We start from the raw sequence: 19,537 nt of genomic DNA, 5'->3' as shown, positions 1-19,537 counted from the left end.
AGCTTAAAGTAACAGCTCTAACATTTCGCGTAACTCCGCCACTTCTTTTTTAACTAAGGCAAGCTCTTCTTCTAGTTCAAGAAGCTTCTGATTTTCTTGCTGTTTAACACCCTCATATTGGATTGCAGATGCAGTTGAGAACGCGTCTAGATCGACTTCTCCACAAAACTGATGCATATACCGTGATTCCCTCTTACCCGCTTCTCTGGGCAGTTTGACCACAATCGCCGACTCAACATCATTAACAGACAATTTATCTAGCACCGCTTCCGTTTCTTTTACATCGGTGAACTGACACAGCCTGTTCGTCCGAGTTCTCAGCTCACCTGGTGTTTGTGCTCCTCGAAGAAGAAAACAACAAACCACGCCTTTTTCTTGCTGAGAAAACTGCAGATCACCAAATTCAGTGTTACAGAAACGATGTCGATATTTTGAGACACGACTATTAAACGCACTTTCATCACTTACCATACGTTTTGATATAAGGTTCTCAACCGCGTCTAATACGTCACTTTCACTCAGCGACATGACTGGTTCGCGGTTGCTTTTTTGGTTACATGCGTTAGTTAAACTATTTAATGTGAGTGGATAAAGATCAGGAGTCGTCGCTTCTTTCTCTAAAAGACATCCAATCACTCGTGCTTCGATAGCTGACAATTCAATTTTCATACTCATTCCTTATGGTTATATGTTGAGTAACTCATTGGCAATTTGATATGTTCACCCAGAAATTGTGTTGCCTTAACTAGTGCTCATTCTTATGTAATTCTTTGATTAATTTGCCATTTCGATCGACCAAAATAATACGAGCCCTGTTCAAATCAACTTCGACAAGGTCTTGCTCTCCTCGTGCCTTTAAGTAAGCACGTTGCAGACGTAATGATACTTTGAGACTGGATTCACTGTTTATTTTTTGCATATGTATGATTATCTTTAAATTCCACAACCTCTGATTTGATTTCTATTTTATAACGACATATTGATCGAATAACAATCCTTACCTCAGTTTACTTTTAGTAGGTAGTGAAATTCTCTCCATTTATGATATGACTGTTCTCAAAACGTCTGATATGCTTTAGCGAGTTAACAACATTACATAAATTTAGGAAGATACCGTCATGAACAACGTTTTTGAGATTGTGAATCAAGCTCGTCGCAAAAATAAATTAAAGCGTGAACTCCAAGACAACGAAAAAAAGGTCCGTGATAACACCAAACGCGTAGAACTTTTGGACAACCTGTTGGATTATATCAAACCTCAAATGTCACACGACGAAATTGTTCTTATTATTAAGAACATGAAAGCCGATTACGAAGATCGTGTCGATGACCACATTATTAGTAGCGCAGAGATCTCAAAATCACGACGTGAAATCAGTCGTCGTATTAGAGAACTAACCGAAGTCGACAAGCAGTCTCAAGGTAAAAAATAACCTCTCTGCAATGTAACGTTATGGTACATAAACTAAACCTCAATAGTTGGGCTACCAATATTGAGGTTTTTTTATACAAATTTTCAATAGATTCGGTAATCAAATACGTCTTTTCTTTTGTTAAACGTTTGCGTAATCGCTAACTTACTAAAAATCCATTTTTGTGGCTTTCCTCACACTCTTGTACCTGATATATTCAGCGCCAATTAACAAGTAGAACCATTCGAGGCACGGAGCTTCCTCGTATATCTCACGAAGAGAAGAATTGGTACCGAATTATCGGCATTCAAATGAGGATTTAATAATGGAATTTAATATGATTGAAATTATGGGTTACGTCGCTTCTATAATGGTTGCTATTTCATTAACAATGAAAGACATCGTAAAATTACGCGTTCTAAACTTTGTTGGCTGTACATTTTTTGTAATTTACGGTGTAATGATTGGGGCAATGCCCGTTGTGGCGACTAATGCTTTTATTGCTTGCGTAAACGTTTATTTCCTCTTCAAGATGTATCAAGAAAAAAAATTAAACGTAATAGATGCTATAAAGATTTAAGTTTCCACTGTCGTTTACAATGATATAACGAATAAACTATCCCGACTCTGACTCGTTGGGATAGTATTTGATTAACTCACGCCTTAAAACTTATCTCAACCAGCGATTTTCCAATAAGCCACTCCAATTCTCGTTTACTTTCGCTGCCATATTTATTATTGAGCAGATTGTCTAGCCTATCAATGCCTCCCTGCACCGGTTTTTCACCATTTTCAAATGCAACAATATGATGGAATATAATGCGAAGAATCGATTTGAATTCAGGCCTGCCTAGAGAACTCACCCAACTCTCAGAGAAATTTTCCAATTTATCATCCAGATCTAGATGAGACACTAGCATCCCATATATGCGCTCATCTAACGCCAACATAAAATCTTGCTTCTTAGGGAAGTGATGACTGATTCCTGTTCTCGAAATTCCTGTCTGTTGACTTAATGTCGTGTACGACATTTTGTCGTAACCCAATCTCAGCAACTGATCGGCAACCGCATCTAAAATTCTTTGGATAGTCACTTTAGTTTCAATTTTGCTTCTTTTTGGCATATATCACCTCTTTTTGACGACGTCCTTAACTATTCAACGATCAGTAAAATGGCGACATTAGATATAGCCATTCGTACTATTTGATCTACATTAAATGGTTTTACCGATTAGATGATTGGCATCTTGAAACTATTGCTATACAACTTTGCTAATAGGTTTTTTTTCAACCCGATATTGTTCTAAACTGGGCATATTTTTCTGGTTATCTATCAAGTAGCTAATGTAGTATAGAGCGACTTTAAGTAAGAGGAATTGTTATGACCAAAGATACAAATGGTATTGATCCAGAAAATGAACTTTGTGAAGCATGTGGTGTTACTGCTGAAGTAGGATTTATCATTGGAGAAGGTGACGAGGTTGCTGACGTATCTATATTCGCTCAGTCCAAGCAGCTTCTACAAGCCGAGCTCGACAAATACATAGTACTAGCAAAAGACGTTTGCGCAAATGTTGAGTATGATTCGAGCCCAATTGCTGACGATGCGAAAGAGTTGCATGTCCAATTCAAGTTTGAAGTAAGTGCTGAAAAACTGATTTTTGAGCTCAAGTCCCGTTCGATCAGTCGCTAAATCTCAAATATCAACGGGCTAAACTCTTTAGCTCGTTTCTACACCACGTCTTCAGTTTTTCAGTTCTGTGCCGATAGGTAATAAAATCATTAAGAAATTGCCCATGTATTTTAATAAAACAATACTCATTCTATGCTGCTTGATTCTACCCTCGGCTTGTATTGCTACGCCGCTTGACGAGTATGAAATACTGAATCATCTGGATAGTTACGGTAATCTATATCTTCGAAACAAACCTTATACTTCTTTACCAACTGGTTTGGTCGTGAAAGGTAATCTAAATATTTCAAAAACAAGCATAGAAAAACTCCCACAAGGTCTAGTGGTAAATGGCAATTTAGATGCTTCAAACAGTGCACTTAAGCAGATTCGAAAAGGCACCAAAATTAAAGGCTATGCCAATTTTCTTGGCGCTACAATCGAAACATGGCCTGCTGGTATTCAAGTAGGCGGTTACATTAATTTTACCGATACGCAGCTTAAATCTTTGCCAGCCAGATTGAGTGTGAATGGTGATTTGAGTGTAATTCGTACACCGTTAACAGAGTTACCCAATGACATTATAATAAAGGGCGACCTGTACATTGGTGGCTCTAAGGTAAATGCATTCCCTGAAACCATGACGGTTGATGGCAATATATTTCTCGGTGGTAATGTCATCAAAACATGGCCGAAAAATCTAAACCTTGGTGGAGCTGTGGCTAGATAAGCCAAGGCAGATCAAATTGATATGTCCCTTTCAACGTCCAGCCAAAAATTAGATCGTATTTGCTAGTTGAAAGGAGCGTAATGCTCCTTTTATTGCCCTTTATTATGAACTGGGTTAGCGTACATATTGGTCAATACCTTCTTTGCTCCATCTGATAACTGGTCTAGTTTGTCATTGAAGTCTTGTTTGACTTTATCTGTTATAGAATCGTCTTCAATGCCCGCTGCATAAAGATTAACAGGATAAAGCGTATACAGCTGACTTATCTGCTTATCTATTTCTAGGGCGAGCTCTTCTGGCTTATCAAATTCTTTCTCTATGACACGACCAAAACAAACCGATACCCTTCCCTTATAGCCGACGATACCTTTGACGATACTCTCAATATCTTCAAACTCAGTTTTTTCATAGCTTCCATTATTCCGTTTTTCGTCAAGTTCTCTAGCTTTGTCTAAATCACATGGGTCATTCTCATAGGAGATCGCAACCGGAACTATATTTAGCGACTTTATATATTCGCCAAATCCCACTTTTCTTTTTCGACCTTCAACATGAAACATCTTAAGTATTGCAGGCTCAGTGATATCGTTTCCGTCCTTAGCTCGACCTTCTCGTTGAGCAATCCAGATGGAATTTCCTGTCTCTAATGAGTTTTTGATATAAGAAGATAGCAAACCCAGCGCTTTCAACAGCTCTCTTGGTGCCTTAATAGAACGTCTTACAATAAAACTCTTATTTAGCCTCATCAGCTCCGTCGCACATGGTTTTTTAAGTAGGTTGTCTCCCGTCGCTATTCTGACTGTCTTGTGCTTACTATTATATAAACCATAATTGATGAGTGCTGGATCCATCGCGATGTCTCTATGGTTGGACACAAACAAATAAGGAATATTGCTATCTAAACTGTCAAGTCCCTCAAAAACCACACCATCGGTTGTTTTTCTAAGTGTATTCGCAAGATACCTTTCAACCTCCAATTGCACATCGGCTACCGTTTTTAGTTTACCCCATTTCGTTTTTAAAGTGATCTTCACAAACGGAGAGAGAAGCGTCTTAAGCCACACAGGCTTGGTTGCAAAACGATGATTAATAATGGCACTGACAAACTCTTGGTCACAAACCAAACGATCAATAGCGCCACTAATTTCTGAATCATTGTATGGTCGAATTTCTTGGTAAACATCTTTTTCAGAATTCATATTTTTCTTCATTATTTTAAAATCGGGCTAATTCTACGCACTCTTTGGCTTATATTCAGCATTAGTATTGGTATTTAATCATGGTCCGACCAGAGTATGTATTGAAAATTGCTCATTATGAGTGATACCGCAACTAACCTGAAGCCGGGATGCATCGTTAGGTTAGCTCTTGTGCTAACTATATTGGCTTTATGTCAAATAACAGGTAACCTAGCGGCGAATTATTCGAGGCCACTATGAACTACTCTATTCAATTTGAAAACATTTCTCATCCCTACATCACTATTTCATCACGACAAAAGACCTTAAAACACTCGCTGATGACCGTCACTCAAGGCACGATTTTGATCAAGGTGGGCAAGAATGAATACGCGGTAGAACCAGGGCAATATTTTTGGATACCTGCTGATTGCTTAGTCTCAACGACCTTTTTTGCATTGTCTAACGTTTCAACTATTGCATTTTCTCAACGACTTGCCGACTCTTTTACGAATAAAGTTGGCTTTGTTGAAGCAAGTGATATCACAGAGAATGCATTTAGTTTGTTGACGGATTCGTCTCTCGACAACGATTACCATCAAGTTTTACTGCAGGTCGTTCGTCATGAGGTGAAAAATACCAAGCCTCAGCTACTAATGAGTCAACTGAGCCAGCAATTTAACGCTTGGGCACCAAACAATAACGCGGGACTAGATGCCGAAATCCATTTCTCATTAAAGCTAAGAGAAGCGCGTAAGCGCGTGCTTTCGGGAAAGAAACCCGAACAGGTTGCATTAGAACTGTTTGATGTTTCACAACAAGAATTTGTTGGCTTGTATGAATTTGGTTTTGGATCGTCTCTTTAAACTCGTTTGATACCAGTATATCGAGACGATGAAACGAACCGTTAGATACATCCATGTGCGAGCACATTTCATCTGACCAGTTATTTAGTAGTGTTGGTATTGCAGCAAAACAGTATCGGAGAATACATTAATATACATTGTTTTCTGAAAGGTACTTCTCGACCGAGGATGTCGTCAATTTATTCACGGATTTTTTGTTTCTTAGATTATCTCTAATAAATGAGCTTCTAATGTTCAGTTTTTCTGGGCACACAGTCACCGACCAACGTGCCAGTATTCCTTTGTAATTAAAAAATTTATCAAAATTTATGAAGTTATCAGGCCCCATAACGAAAGTAAACTCAGCGTTAGTGTAGTGTTTTTCCAATGCCGACAATACTGCAAATGTTGTCACGCTCTGTTCTGGTTCGTATAGATCTTTTTCTACCTTGGATACCTCTATCTTTTTCGAACTCAAATCTTTGGCAAATAACTCAACTAACTGACAACGTAGTTCGTAATCCAACATTTCCTTTCCCCAGGCGTGCGAGATACTTGGAACTAAGATAACCTTGTCAAAATGACCCAACGAATCGATGACGCTCTTATGGCCTAAGCTCGGTGGATTAAATGCGCTCCCAAACACGGCAATTTTAGTTTTGTTCTCTATTTTTAACGACATAAGATAGATTTTCACTGTTTTTAATTGTGATTATTTAGGTATGATATTACCTGTTGATACATTTTGTAGGAAAAGGAACCCAAATGGAACATCAAATTCGTGAAGAGATGCGCGTATTAGCTTCTATCGACCCAGATTTTGAGATTAATCGTCGAGTCGAGTTCATTAAAAACAAACTGACCGAATCCGGTTGTAAATCACTAGTATTAGGTATTAGCGGCGGTATTGATTCAACCACTTGTGGCCGTCTCGCTCAACTCGCCGTTATTGGTTTGAATGAAGCATCCTCAACCAACGAATATCAGTTCATTGCGGTTCGTCTTCCCTATGGCGAACAGAAAGACGAAGAGGAAGCACAGCTTGCCCTTTCCTTTATAAAACCAAGCCACTCGGTTTCTGTTAATATAAAAGCAGGGGTCGATGGTATCCACGCCGCCACAGGTGAAGCGCTATACGGGGCTGGTATTCTTCCTGACAACGATGCTAAACATGATTTTGTAAAAGGTAACGTTAAAGCCCGAGCACGTATGGTCGCTCAATACGAAATTGCAGGTTACGTTGGCGGACTGGTCATAGGTACCGATCACTCAGCGGAAAATATAACGGGGTTCTACACAAAATTTGGAGACGGAGCTTGTGATTTAGCGCCATTATTTGGTTTGAGTAAACGTCAGGTCAGACAACTCGCTAATACACTAGGAGCACCTCATGTGTTGGTGAATAAGACACCGACAGCGGATCTAGAAGAGTTGTCTCCTCAAAAAGCGGATGAAGATGCGCTGCATCTCACTTACGATCAGATCGATGATTTTTTGGAAGGCAAAGAAGTATCTATAGACGTCACAAATAGAATAGTTGCCACTTACAAAGCTACTCAGCATAAAAGAAAAGCAATACCAACCATTTACGACTGAGGTTGTTGATAATAGGAGCGGTATCTAATTACAGAAAGAATCAGCGAGTAAAAGCATCCATGAAAGCCAATAGAGCTTTTACTTTCTGATAATATCTTCATCGAGAGGCTGTCACTGATAACCTTTTAATTTAACTTTAACCATTAGATAAACACCACTAAATATGCGAAATCAAACACCATTGCAGCTTCATTCATTATCTCAACTCAAACCTGGAAGTCAGGTAGAAAGCATGGTATCGGGCGATAAATTTGTCATATTGGCAAACTACGGTTCGCGCGCAATCGCTATCGAGAGTATTACTTTGGTTACGGTTAACGATCATGCACATAAAGATTGGTTCTGTGCATCCAGCGATAAGCCACTGAACAAACTCAAAGTGGGCAATGTGATTACTAATAAACAAACCTACATCATTACCCATGTGTCGGATTACATACTACATGCCAATCGTAGTGTTGAAATCACCAACCCAAAAGAGTACCTACTTTTAGATTAACTTGAAAGTTCGACATCTGTTGTTGGTACACTACAACAGGCAAGTATCTTGCCGTTCGCAGCATCATCCTTGGTTAATGCAGGCACGTCTTCTTGATCAACTTGGCCAGATTTGAGTTCTAACATACAGGACCCACACAAGCCCGCCCGACAACTATTGGCAATATATAAGCCCTGTTTTTCTGCTTGCTGTAAAATGGATGATTGATTATCACCTTGAAACTCTTGTCCATTTAGGCTCAAAGTTACAGATTTGATTTCCTTTGCCTTATTTTCGGTACTTACGCCAAACGATTCTTGATGATAGTTCGTTTCAGGTAACCCCATTTTAAGTAACAAATTTTTTGCTTTATTCATAAAAGGTTTCGGTCCACACACGAAGGCTTGTCGCGACTCTACGTCCGGAATATGCTTTATATGAGACAACGCTAATCTACCTTTCACGCCTTCCCATTCTTCGTGCGCCTGACTCAAGGAAATAACCATCTTAAACCCAGGAAATCGTGCGTGGAATGTGTCGAGTTCATTTCTAAAAGGAATATCGTCTATCGTGCTGCACTGATGGAAGAATACCGTATCATTGAGTTGATTGTGATCCGCCAAAAATCTCAACATAGATATCATTGGGGTAACACCACTCCCCGCCGACAAAAGCAAAAGAGGTTGGTCTGCCGTTTCTTGCAAATGGAAGCTTCCGGATGGGCTTTCCGCTGTTAATACTTCCCCAACTTGCATATTATCGGATAAATAGTTCGATACCTTACCTCCATTCACCCGCTTCACTGATATCGCATACCGCCCAAGACGACTAGGGCTAGACGAAAGCGTATAAAAACGAGCGTACGATTCACCATTAGCTTCAATCTCTATCGGTAGATACTGACCAGGGGAATAATTAGGCAATACACCATGGGTTGGTTCTAGCCAATAAGTCACAAAGTCTTTCGCTACTTCTTCGATTTCAACACAGGTTAATCGAAGGCTTTCATTCTCTATACTCTTTGTAAATCCTTTATCAAAGTAAACCTCTTTTGGCTTGTACTCTAACACTTCTATAGGGTCACCAATCTGTATAGCCCCTTCGTTTAGCGCGACTAAGTTTTGGCCAAAATAGACCTCTCCTTTCTCACAAGATCGAAAGTTAATCAGTGTTTTTAATGGTTCTTTATTGGCTTTATAGCTTCCAGTTTCTGCATCAACGGTGGTAAGAATACATCTTTGACAAGGCTTTCTTATCTCAAACTCAACGTTACCTATCTTAATTCGTTTCCAGCTATCTTCTACAAAGGCTTCCCCCCCAGAGACAACAATATTAGGTCTGAACTGTGCCATATCATGGTTATCCGAACTTCTTTCGTTTAGCGCCGTGAGAGATCCTTCGCTGATAACCAATAATGGATAACCATCAGCAAAACTAACACTATGTCCGAATTTTTCCTTTGCACGTTTCGACTCTTCGCCTGTATAAAGTAACTGCACAGGAAGACCTAAAATTAAACTAAACCAACGATTCGCAGATTCGGTAGTCGAAAAAGCAGTGAAAACATCATTCCAAACATTCGTTTTTACTTGCTCCATCTCGAATTCAGTCATCGACAGTTTGTAAGGTGCAGTGTTATCAAAGCTCAACCACATGCCGTTAGGTGTCAGGTTAGCCTTTACTCTCACTAATTGAGGATATGCTCTAGCCGTGATCATCACGCCCTCTTGATCCGCTAACATAAATCGGCGATCAAACATAATCCCTTGTTTTTCAACCCATGAAGTAGATAGACTGATACCTTTAATTGACTTAATTGGGTAGACATTAATTTGGGAAAGAAGGGACAAAGACAAGTTAGACATCGGATTTCCTTATAAGGTTATTTGCTTACGTCGTGACAAATTGCGCAAACGTTTTCTTTTAAAACCATTTACTCATAAAAAATTGATGAAATACAACACTTTTTCTAATATTATCCCGACGCCATAACTTTTCTAATTCATTGTTCTAGTTCAGTAGCGGCATCGATACTTATCAGTTCTAAAAGTGGAGCAAACTAATCATGACTACTCTCACCATTACTCGTCCAGACGACTGGCATGTCCACTTACGTGATGGGGCTGTTTTAGCGGATACCGTTCGCGACATAAGCCGCTATAACGGGCGTGCGATCATAATGCCCAATACTATTCCACCGATAACTAACACTGAATTAGCAATGGCTTATTATACACGCATCAATGAACACATTGAGTGTGATCATTTCAAGCCATTAATGACACTTTACCTAACAGATAACACCACACCAGAAGATATTATAAATGCAAAAGCGTCAGGTAAAATCGTCGCGGCAAAACTTTACCCTGCAGGAGCCACCACCAACTCGGATTCTGGAGTTACATCGATAAAAGCACTTTACCCCGTTCTTGAAGCGATGGACAAAGTTGGAATGCTGCTACTAATTCATGGCGAAGTGACAACAGCAGAAGTCGATATTTTCGACCGAGAAAAAATATTTTTGGACACGATTCTTGCACCAATAGTGGCGAAGTTTACTACGCTGAAGATCGTTGTTGAACATATTACAACCTCTGAAGCGGTGGCATTTGTCAACAATGCGCGAGATAATGTAGCCGCTACGATCACAGTACATCACCTACTGTTCAACCGTAATCATATGCTTGTCGGCGGCATACGCCCTCACTTATTTTGTCTGCCTATTCTTAAGCGAAATATTCACCAAAAAGCACTAATAGAAGCGGCAACCAGTGGAAACAAAAAATTCTTTATTGGTACTGATTCCGCACCACATTCACAAGATAAAAAGGAGAACAGTTGTGGCTGTGCTGGTTCTTATACCGCTCATGCCGCTATAGAGTTATACGCCGAAGTCTTTGAAAAAGAAAACAAGCTGGAAAACTTAGAAGCATTTACCAGTCACAATGGGCCTGATTTTTATGGCATACCTAGAAATAGTGACAACATCACCTTAACGAAAGAAAGCTGGCACGTAGACAAAACAATGCCTTTTGGAACAGACACTGTCATACCTATCCGTGCGGATGAGCAGATATACTGGAAGGTGAAGTAAAGCGCTCGTTCTATATGTATTTATGGCTCCTAAAAATATGAGCCATAAATACTATCACAACCCTAGGCCAACCTCGTTTTGTATTGATCAGGGGTCTCACTGGCGTATTTTTTAAACATCGCTATAAAAGGGCTTGCTTGATGATAACCCAGTGTCAACGCAACCTCTTTCACTGACATCCCTGATTTTAATAACGTCATTGAATGCAGATACTTTGATCTTATGCGCCATTCTGTAAAGCTCATACCCAACTCTATTTGACAGTATCTTGCGAGTGTACGTTCTGTAGTATGCACCCGGCTAGCCCACTCATTAAGTGACGTGTCATCCGTCGGATTTTGTTCCAGTGTAGATAATATAGGTTGTAATAACTTATGGTGGCTATTGGGTAAAAAATGGCTTTGTTCTTCACTAAGATACAGCTGATCCAACAGTACATTAACTAACCTTTGATCTGGAATGGTGCTCGCCACATTAATCGAACGAAGTCTAAAGTCCTCTATAATTGCGGAGACAATCGGCGTAAGGCTAACTAAGCAGGTATGGCTTGGCATATATTGCGATTTGCTTGATTCAATATTAATCGAGCAGTAACGCAATGGCCTTCTATTAAAGCTGTGATGCATGGCTTCAGCTGGAACCCAAACAGCTAGGTGCGGAGGCGCGATAAATCGAGTTTTTTCAGCTACAATCTCTAGCGAACCACCAGTAACAATCTGTAATTGGCCCCATTTATGTGCGTGTAGTCGAGTCTCGGTATTTTCTCTAAATGCATCGAAGTTCATAAAAACGTCCGATGGAGGCTGATTGATTGTCAATGATGGGTGTAGATATGGGGAGTTTTTCAAAATCAGTTTCTGATAAAATAAAAAAGTACTTTATCATCCACCTCCTCCAGAAAGAAAGCAAGTGAGAGAATATTCAAACACCTCGCACGTTGATATAGCTATGAATCAAATCATCGACTCTTAAAGTTTATGAACGTTCTTATTTTCAAGATAATTTCACATTAGCAACAATTTAATCCGACACTGTGTCCAACTGAATTATCAAAACCTTGAAGATTCCCCATTTATTTTGCGTTTTCATCAATGCCGACTATAGTCCCTGTCAACAATCGCTAGCCATCATTTAACCTACCCTTAGCTAGCCACACTTGATAAATAATTTGGACAAATCCTTCCCCTTAGACATAATTTTAAGTGAGGAATTCAATAAAAATTACAAATGCTAATAATTATAAAACTAGTTGCCATAACAAACTGCAATTCCATGGTTTAGATTATTCGAAAATATTTGAGGGGGCGAATACCCAATATTTTCTACATAGGATATGTCAGATGAAAATTTCAATACTAGCAATCGCTATAGTCACAACGTTAGCCTCAGGATCTTCTTTGGCTGCAACGGTATACGAAAGCGATACTGCCGAATTAATGATAGGTGGGCGTGCTGAAGCCCGATTTAACATTTCAGACAACAACAAAACCGCATCATCTAGCAGCTTCGATGATAAATCACGCGCTCGTATTAACGTCGTTGGGAGAACCCAGATAAGCGAATCTTTAGAAGGGTTTGGTAAATATGAAGCGGAATTTAATACCAGTGATTCAAGTACCATTAATAATCGCTATGTTTTTGCTGGAATAGCTTCAACCGCTGGTGATTTCTCTTACGGTAAGCAAGACTCCGCGCAAGTAATGCTGACGGATATTACCGATACTATGGCCACATTTGGTGCCGACGCCGCAGACCTTACTGATGGAAACAAAGACAAGCGTGACGCCAACTTCTTATATACGGGTCATTTTGCCGATTTTACAGTAAAAGCCAACTACTTAGCCGCTCAAAAAGCAGATGATAGCGATGAGAGTTTTGGTATTGCAGGCATCTATTCCCTAGAATCCATTGATGTAGGTGCCGGTTTCGTTGCTACAGATGATGATTATCAACTCAACTTAGCAGGTAACCTAACGATTGTTGACTTTACATTTGGTGCACTTTTGGCTTTTGGTGAAGCAGCCGATGATGATGCAACCGCATTCGAAATGTCGGCAATATACACGATGGGTAAAATGGTATTTATAGGGGTATTCAATAAAAGCGAATTCGATGCAGCGAGTAAAAAATCAAGTGAAGCTGATAACATCGCAATTGAGGGGGTATACAAATTCAACAGTAATTTAAGAACCTACGCAGGATATAAATTTGAGCAGATGGACAACCTAGACAACCAACTACAAGCTGGCATCCGTTACGACTTCTAGTCCACAACGACAAGGGGACTGTAGTGAGGTCCAATAACAAGTTTGGCCCTTAACTGCATAGTCCCCTAATTCAAATCAAATGCAGGCATATTGAGCGAATAGCAAAACTGATTTCGTGCTAATACCTTAATTAATATGAGCAGTAACTTTAACTCAATGAAATTTTTTTTGCTTTGTCCCTTTCTTATCTAATAGACAAGTTTAGTGAAGGAAAATAATTGTATGGTACAGCCGGTAAAAATTACGTTATATCGTTGGGGTGGAAAATGGGGACCATTCAGTGTCAAGATTCCCTGTGGCGAATGCACCCTAACCAAAGATATACTTAGCGACACGTTTGCAAATGAACTGAAAGATGTACCGGTTGAACTAGAAGTAAAAGATTGGCTTTCTCATTGGTGGGAACCGCTTAAACTTGGAGCGTGGCACGCGCCAATACTTGTTGTAGAAGGAAAAGTCATCAGCCAAGGTGAAGCCCTTAACCGGGGTGTACTCGTTCAATCAGTAATAAAGCAGTGGAGTCAACGCGACGAATTGAAAGGAAATATTGTATTTGGGAAAGCAACATGCCCTTATTGCGTGAAGGCAAAACAGATGCTCGATAACGCTGAAATCGAATACCGCTATTTTGATGTTGTCAAAGACAGTGCAGCACTGTACCGAATGATTCCTGAAGTTAAAGCGATCATTGGGGCAAAAACACCAGTCACCGTACCTCAGATATGGCTAGACAGCCAATATGTCGGTGGCGCAGATCGTTTAGAGGCAGCATTAAACGACACAAAACTCTAATGTTATAAGCAACTCTGTTTCATTTTTAGATAAAGATAAATGCCCCTAAGTATTAATGTGAGGGGCAATTATTATTTAATCATTTTTTTAATCAACGCTTTAATGCGAGATTTTCTTTTTGGCGTTGGCTTACCGTAAATTGCTTCTTCTACCATCTGCTTAGCGATAATTTGACTCAAATATGCTGCACCGAGATCATGTCCCATAATATATTCCCCTTTCAATCCCAAAATGTAACAAACTTTCTATTTAATGTGATTGTAATCACATTAAAACCAACTAACAAGACCTTAATTACATTTTTTAGTAATATAATTACACAAACATCGAATGTTACTCGCTTATCCTACAGTGGTGAGTGTATAGTTAATGCATTACATCAGATAGGTAGACATTCATGACAAAGACAGTATCTCTTGTCCTAGGTAGCGGTGGAGCAAGAGGATTGACTCATATAGGCGTCATTCATTGGTTAATAGAAAATAATTACAAAATTCAATCTATAGCTGGGTGTTCTGCTGGTGCACTTATTGGTGGGATATACGCGGCAGGAAAGCTTGATCCATTCGTAGAGTGGGTTACGGCTATCGACAAAGTATCAATGGCTAAATTACTAGATATCTCCTGGCAATCTAGTGGCCTGTTTAAAGGTGACCGAATTATTAATACATTGGTCGATCTTATTGGCGACACTCAAATTGAAGATCTTGATATCAAATTTACTGCTATCGCTGCTAATGTACGTGAAGAAAAAGAGGTATGGTTAAACTCTGGTCCTCTTTTTGATGCGATAAGAGCTTCTATTTCTCTGCCACTTTTTTTTACACCGTTTGAAATAGATGGAGAATCGTTGATAGATGGTGGCGTACTTAATCCCGTACCAATCGCGCCGACATTTGGAGACAAAACCGATTTAACCTTAGCCGTTAATCTCGGCGGTGACATTATTAAACTGCCAGAAAAAATCGAGGTCATTCCTAGCCAGGTCAAAGGATCGATCCAACAAAAAATAAGCCACTACGTCGACAAATTACAAGATTCTGTCATTGGTTCAATCAATATCAATTTCGAGGCCTATGACATTGCAAACCAAGCTTTTGATGCCATGCAAAGTACAATTGCGCGACAAAAACTGGCGGCCTACCCACCAGATAAAGCAATAGAAATCCCTCAAAACATCTGTGGTACATTTGAATTTGACCGAGCAGAAGAGATGATTCAATATGGTTATGACGCTGCAAGAAAGGCATTTAGCGAGAACTAGACCTAATTTTAGTCGATTGAAAGGTCTTATAGCGGATAATGAACCAAGTCTCAATGAGTAGAATAATGCTTAATAGCACTTGCAACTCGATACGCTCCAACAGGAAATAAATTGTCATCACGATAGACAACCAACTGTAGAGTAGAATTTTCTTCTTTTCAGTTACTGTCAGGCCCTGCTTACGTTTAATTCGAGTAACGGTGGGACCAAGGTATCTGTTATTTTGTAACCAAAGTTGAAAGCGAGGTGAACTCTTACTAAAGCAGAGCATAGCAAGCAGAATAAACGGTACGGTAGGAAGGATGGGAAGAAATACGCCTAAAAACCCGAGTCCAGTCGCTAACCACCCAATAAAAATCAAAAACCACTTTTTCAAATTGTTAAACCGATTAAGAGAAACCCTCCCATTTTATTACGAATAGTTCCCATTAACAATTGATTAATTCAAGTAATGTGTAAGTGATAAAGTAGCAAATGGATTTATCTTGACTAGTACGCAGTTCTTCCATACTGCATATCGCCAGTAGTATATCCATCAATCAGATCAACTCTAAAAAAAACCTATCCAATTAGGATAGGTGGAATAAAAGATCCCAAATAATTACATCGCCAATGAGGCAAAGGTATTATTATTAGTTTTTGTGATTGATTTAATAGCATCGCTTGTTAAATTTTATCTTTTTTTGCCAACCCACAATCGTCAAACAGAGTTTATGAACGTGTGCATACCTACAATTCGATACCATGGTTATAACAAGATGCTAAACTAAAATAAGCTTTGTTATAGAGAACATCTGAATAGGACAATACGTTAATGTACGTATCCTCTTTTTTGTCGAGTGTTTTAAAACCAATCGACTTTACAAATTTATTTAGTGGCGAATTTCTATTCTTTGACTTGTAAATGACACCATCAATAACTCTTTTGATAAGAAGAGACATGAAAAATCCAATAATATTCAGTAACAAAACCGAATTAACACAATAGAGTGACTCAATGACCATGTACTTTTCGCCTTTAGTAAGAGAATCATTTTCAAACCGAAATGAAATAAGTGCGACTGGGATATCACAATTTTCCTCAATAAAACAATAGTTAACAATATTACCGTTGACGACTTCCCGTTTTACCAACTTCTCTACATTACAGTTATGGGCCGAAAAATCCCAATAGCTATCTACTATCAATTTTTTAACTAAATAGTTTTGCAACTCTTTTTGCGAAACTGTTATCATTTCCGAGTCAACTAAATCTGAAAAATCATGACCTAAGCTACTAATTACTTCAACCTGTCTTCTGTGACTTGGAACAATAACATTGTTTTCCCAGCGACTAATGGACACCGTATCAATCCCTGTATCTCCGCCTGTAGATGCCTCGACAAGACCTACCATCTCATTCTGAGTTATACAATTTAAACCTCTTAACTTCTTAATTAATCTGCCGAAATTAACAATATTCATCTAAGCCTCATGTATTAAATGCTTCATAATTCATGAGCCCTAATTTACTCAAATAAAAGAATATCAAATATAAGATTTTTCTGATGTTTATAGCAGTGTTTTCTGTCATTACAGTACTGATTACTATAATTACTTACTGGCAAATAATTACAATTAATTATATTGGCTTGCCAATACCATCACCCTGTTAGAAGGATATAATTGATTAAAACCTTGAGGTACTATTATGATTAGCTCGCGTAAAATTGACGACTTGATTGTTCAAATTGATAATTTAGATAAATATGAAATTAGGCATATTGAAGGATATATAGCAAAAAAACTTAGAACTCTCAACAACCTATATGTAGAGAGTTCTAAGTTAACAGATGCTGAGTTGGATTTTATTAAAAACTTGATAAAAAACCACTAAGTCAAATAATATTTTTCAGTAATGATTTATTAAAATAATTAAGATATTTTTTTAACTTAATTATATGTAATTCATCACCAGTATTACTATACAATTCGACAAATTTTAGTCCCTCATTCAACCCTGCCGTTTTCAATATTCCTTTTACTTGGTGAACAAATTCATTTCGTTCAAGTTTAACTTCCCTTGTGAGATATTTATCTAAAACTTCAACAGCATTTATATGAAAATAGTTATATATATCTAAGAAACTTTCAGAACTCATATCGCCCAGCAATAATGAAACTCGATTCTTAAAAAAATTAATAAAAATAGTATCTATCTCAGATATAGGTTTTGGCATGGAATAATAATAACCTTGCGCTTCATGAAAACCGACAAACTTAAGAAAATCATTTGTGTCTTTGTCTACAACTCCTTCTGCAACAACATTACATCCTTTGTCTTTGATATAATGGAGTATTGAGACGACTAATTCTTTTTCTTTTTCACTATTATGTACTTTGGCTATCAAATTTAAATCTATCTTAACTTCGTCAAATGGTATGCGATCTACTCGATCCAAATTGGAGTAACCTTTGCCGAAATCGTCTAGCGAAAATCTAACACCAAGTAGCTTTAATTGCGCAATATTAAAATACAGTTTGCTGCTTTCGATTTGAGAATCTTCTGTTAACTCGATAGTTACTAACCCTACATCGACATTATGATTTTTTGCTAGTCCATCAAACTTATTAACGAAATCCTTGTGACCAAGTACATCAGGGTCAACATTGACCGAGAGGTTATGATAAGCCCCTACTTCGATACTATTCTCCAGAAATTTAAATGTTTTTTCGATCACTAGCCAATTAAAAGCGAGTTTTTTCTCCATTGTATCAATGAAATGGAGAAAGTTATTGGGTTCAATGATGCCTAACTGCTCGTCGTACAATCGACTCAAGACTTCATAACCAGAAATATAACTACCTTCTTGTATATTGATTTTTGGCTGAACATATAAGATTAAATCTGATTCAAGCTTTGTTATAATATCAGAGCCTTGATCTTTAGGGTCATATTTTACTGGATCATGGTGTGTTTTTGTTTTGTCTGTTAATAAAAATGATACAATATCCTGCTTAATATCAGAAATTCTATCGATCACAAAATCTGGTGTATCCTTAGGAATAAATCCGACCAGGCGTATATCCAGATCGCTAATAGACTGCATAACAAAACTGATAAATTCACTGTCTAATGAACTCACGATATATACAGGAATATCAGATAATGCGTTTTGCTCCAAGTAGTTTAATACCGTTATTCCATCTCCATCTTCCATCTTCATATCTAAGAGTATCAACCCTATTGAATCAAACTCATTTTTTAGCAAGTCAATAGCTCGATTTCCACTTATCGATTTCCTTATATTCGCCTCTTTCGGCACGATATCTCTCAAGGCTATTTCTAGAATATCTTGAAAAAAAGATTGATCTTCTACAATTAGTATATCTTTACACTTTCTTGACATTTAATTCACCCTGAAAACCGACTAAAATTGAACAATAAAATAATTCTTTGTTATACAGCGCATCATAATAGGTTAAAACTAATGACGTGCTGTCTTGTTGCTCTTTATGTATTTTAAATCCAACTGCTCTTAAAAATCTTTTAAGATTGGACTTTTTATTTTTGCTGGTAAAACCGACCATTTTGATTTTTTTTAATAACAACTTTCTTGTTACCAACCCTAGCATGTGTGGCAATATTTTATTCGACAAGCAAAACATTGAGCTAATCTGTAGGCATTGCTCACCGTTCTCATCATTGACTGATGAACAATTTACGTTGTCTAGTGCATGCCAAAGATCATTTTGAGAGAAATATTTATAGGTTATTTGCCCCAGAGGTATACCTTTTCTGTCTGTATACAATATGCAATGCAGCGTATTACCTTGTTCATCTTGGGACTGAATTTCTTTATATACAACATCTTCTATTTTAACATTTTCAGTATTTTCCCAAACATTTGACTTTTCAATTACCTTAGGTTTAAAGTCATGGACTAGTAAATCTTCGTTGGCTAAAACAACATCGAAATAACACTTAGAGGCCCCTTGAAAAACCTCGATTTGACGACGGTGCGTTGGCACAACGACCCAGTTCTCCCAGCGACTTATAGTTACTACATCCAACCCAACTAGCTTATTATCCTTATTCGTTACCAAATCAACAAACTCATTTTGACTTAAAAAGTTTGATGTTCTAAATCTCTTTAAAAGCCTACCGAAATCTATCATTATTAATCAGCCACATCATAGTTCAATTTAGAATAATAATCATATTCTACG

Annotated in this window: 22 protein-coding genes; 11 read left to right on the top strand and 11 right to left on the bottom strand. The window is 38.1% G+C overall.

From position 1 onward, the window contains the following. Window positions 1–3 precede the first annotated feature (3 nt). The gene (locus tag L3V77_RS24700; protein WP_275137461.1) at window positions 4–669 is read right to left on the bottom strand and encodes a DUF480 domain-containing protein; all 666 of its coding nucleotides are present in this window, start codon (window positions 667–669) and stop codon (window positions 4–6) included. 449 nt (window positions 670–1,118) lie between these two features. Here L3V77_RS24700 and L3V77_RS24695 point away from each other — a divergent pair, with 449 nt between their 5' ends. Then, window positions 1,119–1,433 carry a DUF496 family protein gene (locus tag L3V77_RS24695; RefSeq protein WP_195705217.1) on the top strand — a complete coding sequence of 105 codons (315 nt, stop codon included), beginning with the start codon at window positions 1,119–1,121 and terminating at the stop codon, window positions 1,431–1,433. A 304-nt stretch (window positions 1,434–1,737) separates the two neighbouring features. Further along, window positions 1,738–1,992, top strand: a complete 255-nt coding sequence (locus tag L3V77_RS24690; protein ID WP_275137460.1) for a YgjV family protein — start codon at window positions 1,738–1,740, stop codon at window positions 1,990–1,992. 76 nt (window positions 1,993–2,068) lie between these two features. Here L3V77_RS24690 and L3V77_RS24685 read toward each other — a convergent pair whose 3' ends face one another. Beyond that, entirely contained in the window at window positions 2,069–2,536 is a 468-nt protein-coding gene (locus tag L3V77_RS24685) for a TetR family transcriptional regulator (protein ID WP_275137459.1), read from the bottom strand. A 257-nt stretch (window positions 2,537–2,793) separates the two neighbouring features. On the opposite strand from L3V77_RS24685, the gene L3V77_RS24680 reads away from it, so the two are divergent. Together L3V77_RS24680 and L3V77_RS24675 are read left to right on the top strand one after the other, a co-directional pair. Beyond that, complete coding sequence (locus L3V77_RS24680; RefSeq protein WP_275137458.1) at window positions 2,794–3,105, top strand: YfcZ/YiiS family protein; 312 nt, start codon at window positions 2,794–2,796, stop codon at window positions 3,103–3,105. A 103-nt stretch (window positions 3,106–3,208) separates the two neighbouring features. Next, the gene (locus tag L3V77_RS24675; protein WP_275137457.1) at window positions 3,209–3,814 is read left to right on the top strand and encodes a hypothetical protein; all 606 of its coding nucleotides are present in this window, start codon (window positions 3,209–3,211) and stop codon (window positions 3,812–3,814) included. A gap of 89 nt (window positions 3,815–3,903) precedes the next feature. On the opposite strand, the gene L3V77_RS24670 is transcribed toward L3V77_RS24675, so the two are convergent. After that, a complete protein-coding gene (locus tag L3V77_RS24670; protein ID WP_275137456.1) occupies window positions 3,904–5,013 on the bottom strand; it encodes a 1-acyl-sn-glycerol-3-phosphate acyltransferase in 1,110 nt (369 codons plus the stop codon). A gap of 236 nt (window positions 5,014–5,249) precedes the next feature. On the opposite strand from L3V77_RS24670, the gene L3V77_RS24665 reads away from it, so the two are divergent. Next, complete coding sequence (locus L3V77_RS24665) at window positions 5,250–5,858, top strand: AraC family transcriptional regulator (protein ID WP_275137455.1); 609 nt, start codon at window positions 5,250–5,252, stop codon at window positions 5,856–5,858. A gap of 127 nt (window positions 5,859–5,985) precedes the next feature. Here L3V77_RS24665 and L3V77_RS24660 read toward each other — a convergent pair whose 3' ends face one another. Continuing rightward, the gene (locus L3V77_RS24660; RefSeq protein ID WP_275137454.1) at window positions 5,986–6,519 is read right to left on the bottom strand and encodes a nicotinate-nicotinamide nucleotide adenylyltransferase; all 534 of its coding nucleotides are present in this window, start codon (window positions 6,517–6,519) and stop codon (window positions 5,986–5,988) included. A gap of 83 nt (window positions 6,520–6,602) precedes the next feature. Here L3V77_RS24660 and nadE point away from each other — a divergent pair, with 83 nt between their 5' ends. Both nadE and L3V77_RS24650 read left to right on the top strand, forming a co-directional pair. Then, a complete protein-coding gene (gene nadE / locus L3V77_RS24655; RefSeq protein ID WP_275137453.1) occupies window positions 6,603–7,433 on the top strand; it encodes an ammonia-dependent NAD(+) synthetase in 831 nt (276 codons plus the stop codon). Window positions 7,434–7,596: 163 nt separating this feature from the next. After that, window positions 7,597–7,932 carry a hypothetical protein gene (locus L3V77_RS24650; protein ID WP_275137452.1) on the top strand — a complete coding sequence of 112 codons (336 nt, stop codon included), beginning with the start codon at window positions 7,597–7,599 and terminating at the stop codon, window positions 7,930–7,932. On the opposite strand, the gene L3V77_RS24645 is transcribed toward L3V77_RS24650, so the two are convergent. Further along, window positions 7,929–9,767 (bottom strand): hybrid-cluster NAD(P)-dependent oxidoreductase, encoded by a 1,839-nt coding sequence (locus L3V77_RS24645; protein WP_275138247.1) that lies wholly within the window; start codon window positions 9,765–9,767, stop codon window positions 7,929–7,931. The two genes, L3V77_RS24650 and L3V77_RS24645, sit on opposite strands and share 4 nt — an antisense overlap. Window positions 9,768–9,976: 209 nt before the next feature. On the opposite strand from L3V77_RS24645, the gene pyrC reads away from it, so the two are divergent. Further along, a complete protein-coding gene (pyrC, locus tag L3V77_RS24640; RefSeq protein ID WP_275137451.1) occupies window positions 9,977–11,005 on the top strand; it encodes a dihydroorotase in 1,029 nt (342 codons plus the stop codon). Window positions 11,006–11,067: 62 nt separating this feature from the next. Here pyrC and L3V77_RS24635 read toward each other — a convergent pair whose 3' ends face one another. Beyond that, on the bottom strand, window positions 11,068–11,856 hold the full coding sequence (locus L3V77_RS24635; RefSeq protein ID WP_275138246.1) for a helix-turn-helix transcriptional regulator: 789 nt from the start codon (window positions 11,854–11,856) through the stop codon (window positions 11,068–11,070). A gap of 489 nt (window positions 11,857–12,345) precedes the next feature. Here L3V77_RS24635 and L3V77_RS24630 point away from each other — a divergent pair, with 489 nt between their 5' ends. Together L3V77_RS24630 and L3V77_RS24625 are read left to right on the top strand one after the other, a co-directional pair. Continuing rightward, window positions 12,346–13,272, top strand: a complete 927-nt coding sequence (locus tag L3V77_RS24630; protein WP_275137450.1) for a porin — start codon at window positions 12,346–12,348, stop codon at window positions 13,270–13,272. A gap of 222 nt (window positions 13,273–13,494) precedes the next feature. Beyond that, window positions 13,495–14,064: a glutaredoxin gene (locus L3V77_RS24625; protein ID WP_275137449.1), complete on the top strand. Its 570-nt coding sequence runs from the start codon at window positions 13,495–13,497 to the stop codon at window positions 14,062–14,064. Window positions 14,065–14,135: 71 nt separating this feature from the next. Here the strand turns inward: L3V77_RS24625 and L3V77_RS24620 are convergent, their stop codons facing one another. Then, window positions 14,136–14,270: a hypothetical protein gene (locus L3V77_RS24620; RefSeq protein ID WP_275137448.1), complete on the bottom strand. Its 135-nt coding sequence runs from the start codon at window positions 14,268–14,270 to the stop codon at window positions 14,136–14,138. A 191-nt stretch (window positions 14,271–14,461) separates the two neighbouring features. On the opposite strand from L3V77_RS24620, the gene L3V77_RS24615 reads away from it, so the two are divergent. After that, window positions 14,462–15,328, top strand: a complete 867-nt coding sequence (locus tag L3V77_RS24615; RefSeq protein ID WP_275137447.1) for a patatin-like phospholipase family protein — start codon at window positions 14,462–14,464, stop codon at window positions 15,326–15,328. Here L3V77_RS24615 and L3V77_RS24610 read toward each other — a convergent pair. The 4 genes from L3V77_RS24610 to L3V77_RS24595 form a co-directional block, all read right to left on the bottom strand. Then, window positions 15,315–15,704: a YbaN family protein gene (locus tag L3V77_RS24610; protein WP_275137446.1), complete on the bottom strand. Its 390-nt coding sequence runs from the start codon at window positions 15,702–15,704 to the stop codon at window positions 15,315–15,317. The genes L3V77_RS24615 and L3V77_RS24610 overlap by 14 nt on opposite strands. A gap of 353 nt (window positions 15,705–16,057) precedes the next feature. Further along, on the bottom strand, window positions 16,058–16,792 hold the full coding sequence (locus L3V77_RS24605; RefSeq protein ID WP_275137445.1) for a hypothetical protein: 735 nt from the start codon (window positions 16,790–16,792) through the stop codon (window positions 16,058–16,060). A 413-nt stretch (window positions 16,793–17,205) separates the two neighbouring features. After that, the gene (locus L3V77_RS24600; protein WP_275137444.1) at window positions 17,206–18,717 is read right to left on the bottom strand and encodes an EAL domain-containing protein; all 1,512 of its coding nucleotides are present in this window, start codon (window positions 18,715–18,717) and stop codon (window positions 17,206–17,208) included. Further along, on the bottom strand, window positions 18,701–19,486 hold the full coding sequence (locus tag L3V77_RS24595) for a hypothetical protein (protein ID WP_275137443.1): 786 nt from the start codon (window positions 19,484–19,486) through the stop codon (window positions 18,701–18,703). The genes L3V77_RS24600 and L3V77_RS24595 overlap by 17 nt, the downstream gene beginning before the upstream one ends. Window positions 19,487–19,537 lie beyond the last annotated feature (51 nt).

The sequence above is a fragment of the Vibrio sp. DW001 genome (assembly GCF_029016285.1).
Lineage (GTDB): Bacteria > Pseudomonadota > Gammaproteobacteria > Enterobacterales > Vibrionaceae > Vibrio.
Note: the sequence above shows the minus strand (reverse complement) of the source record. Positions and strands in the feature narration are given on the sequence as shown.

Coding starts and splice junctions, on each gene's coding strand:
- nadE (WP_275137453.1), top strand. CDS start 6,603: ATGGAACATCAAATTCGTGAAGAGATGCGCGTATTAGCTTCTATCGAC.
- L3V77_RS24615 (WP_275137447.1), top strand. CDS start 14,462: ATGACAAAGACAGTATCTCTTGTCCTAGGTAGCGGTGGAGCAAGAGGA.
- L3V77_RS24670 (WP_275137456.1), bottom strand. CDS start 5,013: ATGAATTCTGAAAAAGATGTTTACCAAGAAATTCGACCATACAATGAT.
- L3V77_RS24675 (WP_275137457.1), top strand. CDS start 3,209: ATGTATTTTAATAAAACAATACTCATTCTATGCTGCTTGATTCTACCC.
- L3V77_RS24665 (WP_275137455.1), top strand. CDS start 5,250: ATGAACTACTCTATTCAATTTGAAAACATTTCTCATCCCTACATCACT.
- pyrC (WP_275137451.1), top strand. CDS start 9,977: ATGACTACTCTCACCATTACTCGTCCAGACGACTGGCATGTCCACTTA.
- L3V77_RS24690 (WP_275137460.1), top strand. CDS start 1,738: ATGGAATTTAATATGATTGAAATTATGGGTTACGTCGCTTCTATAATG.
- L3V77_RS24600 (WP_275137444.1), bottom strand. CDS start 18,717: ATGTCAAGAAAGTGTAAAGATATACTAATTGTAGAAGATCAATCTTTT.
- L3V77_RS24595 (WP_275137443.1), bottom strand. CDS start 19,486: ATGATAGATTTCGGTAGGCTTTTAAAGAGATTTAGAACATCAAACTTT.
- L3V77_RS24605 (WP_275137445.1), bottom strand. CDS start 16,792: ATGAATATTGTTAATTTCGGCAGATTAATTAAGAAGTTAAGAGGTTTA.
- L3V77_RS24625 (WP_275137449.1), top strand. CDS start 13,495: ATGGTACAGCCGGTAAAAATTACGTTATATCGTTGGGGTGGAAAATGG.
- L3V77_RS24660 (WP_275137454.1), bottom strand. CDS start 6,519: ATGTCGTTAAAAATAGAGAACAAAACTAAAATTGCCGTGTTTGGGAGC.
- L3V77_RS24650 (WP_275137452.1), top strand. CDS start 7,597: ATGCGAAATCAAACACCATTGCAGCTTCATTCATTATCTCAACTCAAA.
- L3V77_RS24700 (WP_275137461.1), bottom strand. CDS start 669: ATGAAAATTGAATTGTCAGCTATCGAAGCACGAGTGATTGGATGTCTT.
- L3V77_RS24680 (WP_275137458.1), top strand. CDS start 2,794: ATGACCAAAGATACAAATGGTATTGATCCAGAAAATGAACTTTGTGAA.
- L3V77_RS24695 (WP_195705217.1), top strand. CDS start 1,119: ATGAACAACGTTTTTGAGATTGTGAATCAAGCTCGTCGCAAAAATAAA.
- L3V77_RS24630 (WP_275137450.1), top strand. CDS start 12,346: ATGAAAATTTCAATACTAGCAATCGCTATAGTCACAACGTTAGCCTCA.
- L3V77_RS24620 (WP_275137448.1), bottom strand. CDS start 14,270: ATGGGACATGATCTCGGTGCAGCATATTTGAGTCAAATTATCGCTAAG.
- L3V77_RS24685 (WP_275137459.1), bottom strand. CDS start 2,536: ATGCCAAAAAGAAGCAAAATTGAAACTAAAGTGACTATCCAAAGAATT.